11 protein-coding genes are annotated in these 12,980 nt (G+C 65.6%); 10 read left to right on the top strand and 1 reads right to left on the bottom strand.

Going from position 1 to position 12,980, the window contains the following annotated elements; genetic code table 11:
- From AC1RT8_RS07010 to AC1RT8_RS06975, 8 genes are all read left to right on the top strand, one after another.
- Window positions 1-1,173, top strand: coding sequence for an acyl-CoA dehydrogenase family protein (locus tag AC1RT8_RS07010; RefSeq protein ID WP_493074882.1), 1,173 nt, complete (start codon window positions 1-3; stop codon window positions 1,171-1,173).
- The gene (locus tag AC1RT8_RS07005) at window positions 1,170-1,583 is read left to right on the top strand and encodes an acyl-CoA thioesterase (RefSeq protein ID WP_493074881.1); all 414 of its coding nucleotides are present in this window, start codon (window positions 1,170-1,172) and stop codon (window positions 1,581-1,583) included. Before AC1RT8_RS07010 ends, AC1RT8_RS07005 begins: the two co-directional genes overlap by 4 nt.
- Window positions 1,580-1,993, top strand: a complete 414-nt coding sequence (locus AC1RT8_RS07000) for a RidA family protein (RefSeq protein WP_493074880.1) — start codon at window positions 1,580-1,582, stop codon at window positions 1,991-1,993. Before AC1RT8_RS07005 ends, AC1RT8_RS07000 begins: the two co-directional genes overlap by 4 nt.
- Window positions 1,994-2,174: 181 nt before the next feature.
- Complete coding sequence (locus AC1RT8_RS06995) at window positions 2,175-5,075, top strand: M16 family metallopeptidase (protein WP_493074879.1); 2,901 nt, start codon at window positions 2,175-2,177, stop codon at window positions 5,073-5,075.
- Between the two features lie 87 nt (window positions 5,076-5,162).
- Window positions 5,163-5,639, top strand: a complete 477-nt coding sequence (locus AC1RT8_RS06990) for an RNA polymerase sigma factor (protein ID WP_493075563.1) — start codon at window positions 5,163-5,165, stop codon at window positions 5,637-5,639.
- Window positions 5,640-5,671: 32 nt separating this feature from the next.
- On the top strand, window positions 5,672-6,736 hold the full coding sequence (locus AC1RT8_RS06985) for a FecR family protein (protein WP_493074878.1): 1,065 nt from the start codon (window positions 5,672-5,674) through the stop codon (window positions 6,734-6,736).
- A gap of 190 nt (window positions 6,737-6,926) precedes the next feature.
- A complete protein-coding gene (locus tag AC1RT8_RS06980; protein ID WP_493074877.1) occupies window positions 6,927-10,217 on the top strand; it encodes a TonB-dependent receptor in 3,291 nt (1,096 codons plus the stop codon).
- Between the two features lie 187 nt (window positions 10,218-10,404).
- Window positions 10,405-10,548 (top strand): hypothetical protein, encoded by a 144-nt coding sequence (locus tag AC1RT8_RS06975; protein ID WP_493074876.1) that lies wholly within the window; start codon window positions 10,405-10,407, stop codon window positions 10,546-10,548.
- Between the two features lie 35 nt (window positions 10,549-10,583).
- Here AC1RT8_RS06975 and AC1RT8_RS06970 read toward each other — a convergent pair whose 3' ends face one another.
- Entirely contained in the window at window positions 10,584-11,213 is a 630-nt protein-coding gene (locus AC1RT8_RS06970; RefSeq protein WP_493074875.1) for a murein L,D-transpeptidase catalytic domain family protein, read from the bottom strand.
- 174 nt (window positions 11,214-11,387) lie between these two features.
- Between AC1RT8_RS06970 and AC1RT8_RS06965 the strand changes: the two genes are divergently transcribed.
- Entirely contained in the window at window positions 11,388-12,017 is a 630-nt protein-coding gene (locus AC1RT8_RS06965; protein ID WP_493074874.1) for a L,D-transpeptidase family protein, read from the top strand.
- Window positions 12,018-12,128: 111 nt separating this feature from the next.
- Window positions 12,129-12,623: an Lrp/AsnC family transcriptional regulator gene (locus AC1RT8_RS06960; RefSeq protein WP_372850024.1), complete on the top strand. Its 495-nt coding sequence runs from the start codon at window positions 12,129-12,131 to the stop codon at window positions 12,621-12,623.
- The last annotated feature ends 357 nt before the right edge of the window (window positions 12,624-12,980 follow it).

The raw sequence follows: 12,980 nt of genomic DNA, 5'->3' as shown, positions 1-12,980 counted from the left end.
GTGAGCGACCGGACCTTCCTCGACTGGCCGTTCTTCGACGATTCCCACCGGGCACTCGCGCGCGATCTCGACGCCTGGTGCGGCGCGACCCTGGGCCACAATCATGGCGACGATGTCGATGCGGCCTGCCGCACGCTGGTCCGCCAGCTCGGTGACGGCGGCTGGCTGCGCTATGCCGTGCCCGCGGCTTATGGCGGGGTGCACGACGCACTCGACGTGCGCTCGCTCGCGCTGATCCGCGAGACGCTGGCGCGCCATTCGGGGCTCGCCGATTTCGTGTTCGCGATGCAAGGCCTGGGATCGGGCACGATCAGCCTGTTCGGCACGCCCGAGCAGAAGGCCGATTACCTGCCCGCCGTCGCGCGCGGCGACCGGATCGCGGCCTTCGCGCTGACCGAGCTCGCCAGCGGATCGGACGTGGCAGGCATGGACAGCACGGCGACGCTCACCGCGGACGGCTATGTCGTCGACGGCGCCAAGACCTTCATCTCGAACGGCGGCATCGCCGATTATTATGTCCTCTTCGCGCGCACCGGCGAAGCACCGGGTGCGAAGGGCATCTCCGCCTTCATCGTACCGGCGGAGACGCCGGGCCTGTCCATCGTCGAACGGATCGAGGTGATCGCGCCGCATCCGCTCGCCACCATCGGCTTCGACCGGATGGCGCTTCCCGCCTCCGCCCTGCTCGGCGAGCGCGGCAAGGGGTTCGCGCAGGCGATGGCGACGCTCGATATCTTCCGCACCACGGTTGGTGCCGCCGCGCTCGGCTTCGCGCGCCGCGCGCTGGACGACGCGACCGATCGGGCCGCCTCGCGTCAGCTGTTCGGCGCCCGGCTCTCGGACAATCCGATCACCCAGACCAAGCTGGCCGAGATGGCGCTCGACGTCGACGCGGCCGCGCTCCTCGTCTATCGGGCGGCCTGGACGCGCGATGTCGCGGGACGGCGCAACACGCGCGAAGCCGCGATGGCCAAGCTCTTCGCCACCGACCGCGCCCAGCAGGTGATCGACAAGGCCGTGCAGATCTTCGGCGGCATGGGCGTGGTGAAGGGCGTGCCGGTCGAGGCGCTCTACCGCGAGATCCGGGCGCTACGCATCTATGAAGGCTCCTCCGAGGTCCAGAAGATCGTGATCGCCCGAGCGCACCTCGCCGATGCCGGGGTGGCGCGATGACCACCGAATTCCGCGGCACCTATCCGGTTCGCTTCGCGCACTGCGATCCGGCCGGCATCGGCTATTATCCGCGGCTGCTCGAGATCGTCGACGCAGCGATCGAGGATTGGACCGAGGCCTGTATCGGCGTCACGCGGTCGCATATGCATGTCGGGCTCGGCTTCGCGCTGCCGACGGTCGATCTTCACGTCACCTTCGTCCGGCCATGCCGGCTTGGCGAGACGCTCGACATCGTGGTTGCGGGTGCCGATCCCGGTCGCTCCTCGATCGCGCTGACTGCCACGATCAGCTGCGCTGGCGAACCGCGCTTCGCCGCGACCTATGTGCAGGTCCTGACGGACGGTGACGGAAAGGCCATGGCGTGGCCGGAAGCGTGGCATGCACGGCTCGGCTCGGGGACAACGACATGACAATCCACCAGACCTTGCTCCCCGACGGATGGCCGCGCCCGAAGGGCTATGCCAACGGCATCCTCGCCGAGGGGCGGATGATCTTCACCGGCGGCGTGATCGGCTGGGACGAGCAGGAACGCCTCGTAGCCGACGACCTGGTCGGCCAGTTCCGCCAGGTGCTGAAGAACATCCTCGCCATCCTGGCCAAGGGCGATGCCGGGCCGGAACATATCGTCCGCCTCACCTGGTACATCACCGATCGCGACGCCTATCTGGCCTCGCTCACCGAGATCGGCGCGGCGTGGCGCGAGCATATGGGGCGAAACTATCCGGCGATGGCCGTGGTGGCCGTGTCATCGCTGATGGAGTCGGCCGCCAGGATCGAGATCGAGGCGACGGCCGTTCTGCCGAGCGCGCGCGAGGGCTGACGATCGTCGCAAAGGTCACTGCCGCTACGGGCGGGACGCTTCGTTACAAAAAAATTGCACCGGGCAGATGGGGAAATCCACTATCATCGCGTCCTCGGGTGGGGGAGCCGCAACATCTCTGCGCTCCATAGCGAAGGCTTGCACCGAGACGGGCATCGCGCACCTTGTGGAGGAATGATTGATGTCGAGTTCGCGCCGCCTGCTTCTTCTGGTCACCGCGTCTTCCGCGGCCCTGCTCGTCGCACCCCAGGTGCTGGCGCAAGCCGATGTGAAATCGAGCGTTGCCGCCACCGCCCAGCCTCAATCCCAGCCCTCGCAACCCTGGCCGCAGATCGCGAGCGACGTACCGGCCGATCCCGATGTCCGCACCGGCACGCTGCCCAACGGCATGCGCTATGCGATCATGAAGAACGCCACCCCGCCCGGCCAGGCATCCTTGCGGCTGCGCATCGACGCGGGCTCGCTGATGGAGAAGGACGACCAGCTCGGCCTCGCCCATTTCATGGAGCATATGGCGTTCAACGGCACGACCAATATCCCGAAGAACGAGCTGATCAACATCCTGGAACGACTGGGCCTGGCGTTCGGCGCCGATCTCAATGCGGCGACCAGCTTCGACCAGACCTTCTACCAGCTCGAGCTGCCACGCACCAATGACGAGACGGTCGACACCGCGCTTCACGTGATGCGCGAGCAGGTGTCCGAAGCGACGATGGACCCGGAGGATATCGTCGACGAACGCGGTGTGATCGCGGGCGAGGAAAGGCTGCGCAACTCGCCGGCGCTGCGCGTCTCGCGCAAGACGCTCGACGTGCTCGCCAAGGGGCAGAAGATCGCATCGCGCTTTCCGATCGGCGACCTGAAGATCATCAACAGCGCCCCGCGCGAGCGTTTCGTCGATTTCTACCAGAGCTATTACCGCCCCACCCGCGCGACGATGGTCGCGGTCGGCGATTTCGACGTCGCGGTGATGGAAGCGAAGATCAGGAAGAGCTTCTCCGACTGGCAGCCCAAGGCGCCGGACGGCCCCGAGCCCGATCTCGGCACCGTCGCCACGCATGGCCCCGAAACCCATGTCACGGTCGAGCCGGGCGTCTCCTCCGGCATCTCGCTCGCCTGGACCCGCGCGCCCGACCTTCGCCCGGACACCGTCGCGAAGCGGCGCCTGGACACGATCCAGTATCTCGGCCTCGCCGTGCTCAACCGCCGGCTCTCCGAATTGTCGCGCACCGACAACGCGCCCTTCCTCAACGCCAGCGCCAGCGATTCCGGCCTGATGCGCAGCCTGGAGGTCGCGACCGTCACCGCGCAATTCATCCAGGGCAAATGGAAGCCCGCGCTCGAAGCGATCGACCAGGAGCAGCGCCGCCTGGTTCAGTATGGCGTGTCCGATGCCGAGCTGCAGCGCGAGGTGACCGCTTATCGCACTGCGCTGGAGAATGCGGTGAAGGGCGCCCCTACCCGCAACACCCGCGGTCTTGCCGGCAGCATCCTGGGCGCGGTCAACGATCGTCAGGTGTTCACCGCGCCCAAGACCGACCTCGCGCTGTTCGAGGCGACGGTGAAAGGGTTGACCGCGGCGCAAGTGAACGAGGCGATCAAGCCGGTCTTCACCGGTGGCGGCCCGCTGACCATGCTGATCTCTCCGGTCGAGATCGAGGGCGGCGAAAAGGCCGTCGCGGCGGCGCTGCAGGGCTCGCGCGCGGTCGCGGTCGCGGCGCCCGCCGCCGGGATCAAGATGCCCTGGCCCTATACCGATTTCGGCAGGCCCGGCACCGTCAAGGACCGCCGCGAGATCGCCGGACTGGGCACCACCGTCGTCACCTTCACCAACGGGGTGACGCTGACGGTGAAGCCGACCAGCTTCAGCAAGGATTCGATCTATATCAACCTGCTGACCGGCACCGGCGAGCAGAATTTCTCGCCCGACACGCTCGATCCGCGCGCCACCACGATCGGCGGCCTGCAATCGGGCGGCCTGGGCAAGATGACGGTCGACGAGATGAGCCGGTCGCTCAACGGCCACATGGTCGGGGCCGGGCTCAACACCCTGGGCGACAAGTTCCTGCTGGGCGGCGGCACGCGGCGCGAGGATTTGCAGCTCCAGATGCAGGTGATGGCAGCCTATCTGACCGACCCTGCCTATCGCGGCCAGCAATTCGAGCAGACCAAGGCGAACTATCCGGCAATGTACCAGGCGACGCTGGCGCTGCCGGCCGGCGCGTTCAGCGTGCAGGCGAAGGAACTGCTCGCCGGCGGCGACAAGCGCACAGCGGTGGTCCCACCCGAGACCCTGTCGCAGTGGTCGATGGATGCAGTGCGGCCGGGGCTGAAGGCGTTGCTGGCGGTCGGGCCGATCCATATCACCATGGTCGGCGACATGACGGTGGACGAAGCGATCAAGGTCACCGCCACCACCTTCGGTGCGCTGCCGCCTCGGCCCGCGGCAGCTGCCCCCGCGCCCGGTGCCGACCAGCGCCGTTTCCCCGCCCCGACGCCGGTACCGCTCCACTTCACCCATAAGGGGCTGGCGGAGCAGGGCCTTGGCTTCATCGCCTGGCCGGCCACCGATGTGGTGCAGGATCTGGGCGAAGCGCGGCGAATCGAAGTGCTCGCCGCGGTGCTCAAGCTGCGCGTGCTCGACGAGATCCGCGAAAAGCAGGCCTTGGCCTATTCGCCCGGCGTTTCGGCCAGCTATTCGGACACCTACAAGGGATATGGCACCATCTCGGTTCAGGCCGAGACGGCGCCGGAGAAGCTGCCCGCCTTCTTCGCCGCGATGGACGACATCACCAGGAGCCTGCGCGAAAAGCCGATCGGCGCGGACGAGCTGAAGCGCGCGCGCGAGCCGTTGGTCGAATCGGCCAAGCGCGGCCAGAACACCAATGGCTGGTGGCTCGGCCAGCTCACCTATATCGTCGATCGGCCTTATTATATTCCGCAGACACTGACCGTGGTGCCGCAGTTCGAGGCGGTCACCCCCGCCGACATCCAGGCGCTTGCGCAGAAATATCTGCGGCCCGAGGCCGCCTGGAAGGCCGAGGTCACGCCCGATGCCTCGGCCAAAGCGGATGCCAAGTAACGCGCGCACCATGAAGGGAGAGGGTCGGTCGTAACACCTCGCGCACCTCGCCCCGACACAGCCGGCGATCAGGCCTCGTTCGAGGCGCTGAACGCCGGCTTTCGTGCGTCGCTGCAGCGCTATTTCGCGCGGCGGGTGCGCGACGCATCCGAGATCGACGACATGGTCCAGCAGGTGTTCGAACGCCTGCTCAAGCGCGGAGATGTAGCCAATGTGGAGCATCTTGGCGGCTATGTGTTCCAGACCGCCTCCAGCGTCTTCGCCGATCACCTGCGCCGCCGCCGCAGCCGCCACGCCGATGCGCACGACGAATTCGACGAGAGAAATCATGGAGATGTGGATTTCTCGCCCGAGCACGTCCTTCTCGAAAGGGAACGGCTGGCCCGCGCGACCGCGGTACTGCTCGAGCTTCCCGAACGGACACGGGTGATCTTCGTCTTGAGGCGGCTTGAGGGCATGAAGTATCTCGACATCGCGGCGCGGCTTGGCATTTCCGTCAGCGCGGTGGAGAAGCATATGGAGCGCGCCGTCGCGCGCCTCGCGGAGAGCGTGGAACCGGAATGATGCAATTGCGCGCCATCCCCCGCACCCGCGGCATGTCCCCGGTCGAAGCCGCCGCCCATTGGCTGGTGCGCCGCGACGCACATGAGCTGTCGCCAGCCGAGGAGGCCGAGTTCGACGCCTGGCGCGCCGATCCGGTCAATGCCGACGCCTATCGCCGGGCGAGCGGCGCGATGGAGTTGTTCGACGCGGATCTCGGTGCCGACCCGCATCTCAAGGCGCTGCGCCAGGCAGCGCTGGACGCCACGCCGGCGCCGCGCCGCCGCTTCCAGGCGGTCGCCGCGCTGATGGCGGCGAGCCTGGTCGGCGCGATCACCTTTCTCGGCATCGAGCGGTCGGGCAAGAGCCCGGCGCCGTCCGCCAGGCCCTCCGCCGTCGTGGTCGCCCAGGCGCCCGTGACACCGGTGGTGCAGCCGGCGAACGCCACCAATGACTATGCGACCGGCGTCGGCGAGCGTCGCACCGTCAAGCTGGCCGACGGCAGTACGGTCACGCTCAACACCCGCACCCGGCTCTCGGTCGTCTTCACCGGTGGCCGGCGTCTCATCCGGCTGTTGCGCGGCCAGGCGCTGTTCGAGGTCTTTCACGACCGCACCCGGCCCTTCGTGGTCGAGGCGGCCGACCGGCAGGTGACCGCGCTCGGCACCATCTTCGAAGTGCGGGTCGATCCCGGCCGGGTCAATGTCGTGCTGATCGAGGGGCGGGTGGTGGTCGATCGCACGCCCGAGGCGGCGCGCGCCTTCGACTCCGCCCCGCTCGCCCCGACCCTGCTCAAGCCCGGCGAGGAATTCAGCGTGGCGCTTGGCGCGCCGCAACGGGTCGGCTCGGTCGATGTCGACCGCCAGCTGCTGTGGCGCGACGGGTTCGTCGAGTTCGACGACGAGCCGCTCGGCGCCGCGGTAGCGGAGATCAACCGCTATTCGAGCCGGCCGATCACGCTCGGCGATGACGGTGTCGCCTCGCTTCACCTGAGCGGCGTGTTCAGCACCGGCGCGCCTGACCGGTTCGTCGATGCCGTCGGTGCGATCCTGCCGATCGAATCGAAGACGACACCGCAGGGCGGCATCGAACTGTCGCTGTCGAGCCGCGCCCAGAAGTAGGTAAGCCAAAGAACAGGCACGATAAATCCGGCTCTCAAAGGCGCCGGCCGACTTGGCATGACTTGTGGTGATCTCCCCTTCGTCACATTTTTTTCATATAAGGATGTGGATTCGAAATCGGCTTGCGTTCTCGAGTCGGGGGGCAGGGAAAAGCCCCCGACAAAAAGGGATCCAATAGGGGGCGAAGTCGATGACCCAGTTTCGGGGCAAGCACGCACATATCTGTCACTATCTCGCGGCGGGGGCCGCGGCGATCGCACTGACCGCCGGCATGGCCGGCACCGCTTATGCCCAGGCAGCGCCCGCTCAGGCCAAAGTGCGGGTCAACATCCCCGCCGGCACGCTCTCCAAATCGCTGATGCTGCTCGGTCGCCAGGCCAATGTGCAGATCGCCTTCCTGCCCGATCGGGTTCGTGGGCACCGCGCGGTCGCGGTGCGCGGCACCTTTACCGTTGAGGAAGCGCTCGAGCGGCTCCTGAACGGCACCGCGCTGCGTCACCAGCGGACGCCGAACGGCTCCTATGTCGTCGGCGGACCTTCAGCCGAGACGCAGGCCAAGATCAAGCGCGTGATCGAGGACGCCAATACCGCCCAGGGCCGCGATGCCGAGGGCAGGTCGGTCATCCCGGACATCCTGGTGGTCGGCGGCCGCAACTGGAATCTCAATCTCGACATTCCCCGCACCGCCGACGACGCCCAGCCCTATGTCGTGTTCACCCAGAAGGAGATCCAGCGGTCGGGCGCCACCAGCCTTGAGGATTTCTTTCGCGCCAATCTCGGTGCCAACAACACCGGGTCCAACTCGACCCAGACCTCCACGACCAAGAGCCAGAGCGTCATCAACCTGCGTGGCCTCGGTACGGCCAGCACGCTGATCCTGGTCGACGGGCGGCGCTACGCGCAGGCCAATACCGGCGATGGTGCCTTCACCCAGGCCTCGGTCAACGGCATCGCGCTGGATGCGATCGAGCGCATCGAGGTCCTCGCCTCGTCAGCCTCGGGCATTTATGGCTCCAATGCCGTCGGCGGCGTGATCAACATCATCATGCGCCGCAACTATAACGGGATCGAGGCGACGGCCTATTATGGCAACACCAGCCGTTTCGACGCCGCTGAAAAACGGCTGAGCCTCAACGGCAGCTTTTCGGTCGAGGGCGGCAGGACCCGCATCTCGGTCACGGGCGGCTGGCAGCAGAATGACGGGCTCTATGAAGGCGAGCGCGACTATATCGCGCGTGGACGCGCTCTGCTGCTGTCGAACGCCCCCAATTATTTCAGCACGATCACCAACCCGGTGGCGGGCGCCACGCCCAATATCGTCAGTACCAATGGCGGCAATCTGGTGCTCAAGCCGCAATATGGCGGCACGTCGCTGGGCGCGCGTAGCACCTATATCCCGTACGGCTTTCGCGGCATCGCTCAGGACGGCGTGGCGGCGCTGATCGCCAATGCCGGGAAGCAGAATTTCGACCTCTCTCCAACGGTGGTGGGCGGCCAGGCCGGTAACGGCACGCTGTCGCCGCTGATCACGCCCACGCAGAATTACAACGGGTCGCTGACGGTGCGGCGCGATTTCAACAAGTGGCTCAGCCTTTATGGCGAGTTCGGCTATACGCGTTACGAGACGAAGAACCTGACCAACCCGGCGGCAGGCACCTACACGCTTGCGGCCACCTCGATCGACAATCCCTTTACCCAGGCGATCTCGGTGTCGGTGCCGATCAGTACCGGCAATCGGACCATCACCAATGTCAGCACGACGATGCGGGCGCTGGCCGGTGCGATCGTCAAGCTGCCCTTCGACTGGCAAGCGGCGATCGACCTGACCTGGAACTGGAGCCGCTATGCCGCGGCGGACGGGCTGCCCTCGTTCGACCAGGCGACCAGCGACGGGACAACGAACGGCACGATCAGCCTTTTGAAGGATGTCAGCCAGTTTCCGGTTCAGTTCGGCTATCTCGACGGTCCGCAGACGGGCCTGTTGCAACCGTCGCGCTCCTATTCGCGTTCCTATACGCTCAAGCTCGCCGGTCCCCTGCCCCTGTTGCGACTATGGGGCGGCAAACCGATCGCGACCCTGCTGGTCGAGCAGGACAAGCAGACTCAGGGCGAATATGCTTCCTTCGCCAACAGCGTGACCAGCTCGTCGATCAGCTTCACGCCCAAGCGCTCCCAGCGGACCGACAGCGCCTATGCCGAAGTACGTTTCCCGGTCGTCGGCAAGGACAACAACGTCCCGCTGATCCACGAACTCGAGCTCCAGGTCGCGGCGCGCTATGATCGCTATGTCGGCGTTGGGTCCAATACGTTCCTCAATTGCTTCCCCGGCACGCCGACCATCTTTGCCGGGCCGTTGCCGGCCAGTGCCTATAGCGCACCCTGCCCGCAAGCGGGTGACAAGCCGGTCTTCGCGACGACGCGCAACAGCTCGACCAACCCGACGGTGGCGCTGCGCTGGGCGGTGTCGGAGGATATCGCGTTCCGCGGCTCCTATTCGACTGGCTATCTGCCCCCTTATCTCAACTCGGTCATATCGGTGGACGCCGGCATTCCCGGGACGTTTCTCGCCGGAAAGACGATCGTCAACGTCACCGATCCGCTGCGGGGCAACGAAATCATCGGAGAAGACCTGTTCGGGTTCTTTCGGATATTGCCGGCGCGGCTGGGCGGCAATCCCGATGTCGATCCGCAGACCTCGAAGAGCTGGTCGTTCGGCACGATCCTGACGCCGCGCTTCCTGCCTGGTCTGCGCCTGTCGGTCGATTGGTCGCGCATCACGCAGAACAATGTCTATTTCCAGCCCCAGTCGCTGCTCAGCAGCGGCAATTTTCCTGGCGGGCAACAGGCGTTCAACGACTTCCTCGCCGCCCATCCCGAGCGCTTCACCCGCAGCACCAATCCGGCCACCTTTGGCCAGTACGGCATAGGCCCCATCATCTTCGCCGATGTCACGACCGCCAACGTCTCGTCCAACCGTTCCGAGGCGATCGATTTCGCCGGCAGCTACGATATCCCTCTGGGCAATGGGCGCCTTGCCCTCCAGGCCGCAGCGACATGGCTGCGCGATCTGACCCTCCAGACCACGCCGTCGGCAAAGCCACTCCAGTCGGCGGGCGTCGTCTCCAACCTGTTCCTCGGCATGCTCGGCGCCGCGGGTGGCGTCGAGTGGAAGGGCAACGGCTCGATCGTCTATTCGACCAGCAAATGGAGCCTGGGGGTCAAGGGCCGCTATTTCGGGCCCTATTGGTTCAACCCGGACCATAGCGTGCAGCCGTTGCAGGGAACGGCGAAGATGGGGTCGCAAGCCTATTTCGACCTCATGGGCTCCTTCAAGATAACGCCCAAAACCGAGCTGCGGGCCGGCATGAACAACGTGTTCGATCGCTCCCCGCCGATCAATGCGACGACGAGCACCTTTTACAGCTTTTTCGGCGATCCGCGGCGCGCCAACTTCTACCTGAGCGTCAACCAGAAGTTCTGACGCCGGGCTCCGATCCCATCATTTTCGCTACGTCGCCGCCGTCCCATCGACCGATGGGGCGGCGCGACGCGTTTGCGACGAATCGCGGAACAATCGGGAATCGACGACGTTGTCGGTCGAGGCGTGCAGGAATCACGATGAAGCGCCTGACTCTGGTGAGTCCATGACTGGGTAACGGAGACTGACAATGAACGGCACGATCTATTTCAGAGCCGATCACGAGCTGGTCGGGCGGGTCCTGGCGGAGAAACTGCGCCTTCGCGCCGAACAGCGCGGCGTCGGCGACAGCTTCCGCATCGCGCGGCCCCGGCGGCGCGCCGCGCTCGCCTGACATCGGTATAGCGCGCGGCACCCGCCGGCCGCGCGTCAGATTCTGGCGGAATAGAGCATCCGGCCCGGCCCGAGCCGATCGAACACGTAATCGATCTGGGCCTCGCCGAAGACGAAGCACCCGTCACTCCGGCCCAGCATCGGCTGGGTCAGAAGCAGTTCGGGATTGGCATACCAGGCGCTGTGGATGACGATCGCGCGTGGTTCCGCATTGCTGTTGGTCGGATCGAGGCCGATCAATCGCTGCGAGGCGCCATGGTCGCCGATATAATAGTCCGAGGTGAGGAAGACCCCCTCCGACGAGCACAGCGACCCCTCATCGTTCGAGAAACGCTGTAGCCAGCCGCTATGATCCGGATCGGAGCCCTTGCCATGGGCGACGAGGAAGCTGGTGGTGGCGCCGTTCAGCATATCGACCAGATAGAAGCGCGGCTGGGACGACGGCGCGCTGAAATCCGCGATGGCGATGCGGTCGCGGAACTCGATCCGGTCGCGGTGCTGATCAAGCGCGACAATCGCCTGACCGAGCAAGGCCGGGCGCACCTTGCGAGGCGCGGCGATCGGCGGAAACTCCTCCCACGCCGCCGCCGCCGCGGCCGAGCCGAGCAGGTCGGGCAGTAGAAGGGACGCGGTCAGCGCGCCGGCGGCGCCCGCGCCCCTCCGCAAGATTGCACGCCGCGAGGGCGCTGCTTCCCTGTCCCGCACTATCAAGCCTCGAAGATCCTTATGACCATGGAATAGCAGATTTGGCCCCTCGATTCCTGAACAAAGTTGCGGCACATATTAACCATAAGACCGTTCGTGTCCCGAAACGGATGAGAGGTCGACAACGAGGTGTGCATGGTCCGGTCCCGGAGTTCGATCTGTTCTCTCGCCGTCGTGCTCCTCCTTGCCTGGACCGCGACGCCGGCGCGCGCGGCAGAGGGCGCGCCGTTCACCATGGATAATGTCGCGATGCTCGAGCCCGGCCAGTTCCTTTGGAACGACAATGGCGGCACGGGCGATATCCGCATCCTGGTCAGCATCCCGTTGCAGCGCGTCTATGTCTATCGCGGCGGGGCGTTGATCGCGCTGTCCCCGATCTCGAGTGGCGCGCCCGGCTTCGACACGCCCGTCGGCGAGTTCACCGTCCTGGAGAAAGACGCGAATCACCGCTCCAACATCTATTCCGACGCGCCCATGCCCTTCATGCTGCGCCTCACCTGGGACGGGATCGCGATCCATGCCGGCCGCAACCCGGGCTATCCCGCCTCGCATGGCTGCGTCCGAGTGCCGATGGCCTTTGCCCGGAAGCTGTACGGTATCATCGGGCTCGGCGCGCGGGTGATCGTCACCGACGATTATACCGATCCCCTGTTCAACGACGCACCAGTCGAGCCGTCCCAGGGGCTGTCGCCTGGCATGGTGCCGCTTGATGTGGCGCGCCGCGCCGCAGCATCCGCGATCGCCTGGACTGTCCCTGCACCGTAGCCGGCCGAGCCGATTCTCTCGCTGGAATCCCCTAGAAGCATTGCCATCGGCGTTGCTTCTATTCATGTTGCGTCGCACAATCGATCAATTGATGCGCAAAGGGGACAGTGCGTGAACGATTCGGGCATGACCGATATCGATGCGATCGACTATCGCATCCTCCGTGAGCTCGCGAGCGACGGGCGCGCGTCCGATGTGGCGCTGAGCGAGCGGGTGCATTTGTCGAGCACCGCCGTCGCGCGCCGGCGCAAGATCCTGGAGGAGCGCGGCGCGGTGCGCGGCTATTCCGCCGATCTGGACATGGCGCGGCTCGGCTTCGGCATCGTGGTGATCGTGATGATCGAGCTGCGCTCCCAGGCCGAGAACGTCCTGATGGAGTTCGAGACGGCGGTCGTGAAATGCCCCTCCATGTCCTATTGCAGCTTCGTCTCGGGCAATGTCGATTTCCTGATGATCATCCATGTGAAGTCGTTCGAGGATTACGACCGGGTCTATCGCAGCGAACTCTCCATGCTGCCGCACGTCGCCAAGATCCGCAGCAGCTTCGTCATGCGCGAGGTGGCGCAGCGCTCGGTCCCGCCCGTGCTGCTCAAGGGCCCCGCCTGAAGACGTTCCACCGATTCGGATCGAATTCGGTGGTAACGCGGAAATCGGGCTAGCTGACGTTTGACGGCGCCGGGAATCACCGCTCGATCCGGCATTCGTGAAAGAATCCACGCAAGCAGCGTCGATCTGCGCGCGAAAATAGCGACATCCCCCAAGTAAACTCTGCTAATCTTGCGTCAGGGCAATTCCGCAGAGAATTGTTCCCACCAGGGAGAATAGACCAGGCGAGACATGATCCGGGGCGCCGACCACCAGGCCGGCGCCGCAGGTGAAGTGTGCGCTCAACAAATCGACCAGTAACTACGGCGTTCAAGAACAATGTTCGAAAAGAACAGAGTGAAGGGAGAGGTTGCCCAG

Source organism: Sphingomonas sp. GW821-FHT10F11 (genome assembly GCF_058809095.1).
The sequence above is the reverse complement of the archived record's forward strand: the minus strand, read 5'-3'. Positions and strand labels throughout refer to the sequence as shown.

Bases quoted from the DNA above. Each gene is read 5' to 3' on its own strand.
- AC1RT8_RS07005 (WP_493074881.1), top strand. From the start codon at position 1,170: ATGACCACCGAATTCCGCGGCACCTATCCGGTTCGCTTCGCGCACTGC.
- AC1RT8_RS07000 (WP_493074880.1), top strand. From the start codon at position 1,580: ATGACAATCCACCAGACCTTGCTCCCCGACGGATGGCCGCGCCCGAAG.
- AC1RT8_RS06995 (WP_493074879.1), top strand. From the start codon at position 2,175: ATGTCGAGTTCGCGCCGCCTGCTTCTTCTGGTCACCGCGTCTTCCGCG.
- AC1RT8_RS06985 (WP_493074878.1), top strand. From the start codon at position 5,672: ATGTCCCCGGTCGAAGCCGCCGCCCATTGGCTGGTGCGCCGCGACGCA.
- AC1RT8_RS06980 (WP_493074877.1), top strand. From the start codon at position 6,927: ATGACCCAGTTTCGGGGCAAGCACGCACATATCTGTCACTATCTCGCG.
- AC1RT8_RS06975 (WP_493074876.1), top strand. From the start codon at position 10,405: ATGAACGGCACGATCTATTTCAGAGCCGATCACGAGCTGGTCGGGCGG.
- AC1RT8_RS06965 (WP_493074874.1), top strand. From the start codon at position 11,388: ATGGTCCGGTCCCGGAGTTCGATCTGTTCTCTCGCCGTCGTGCTCCTC.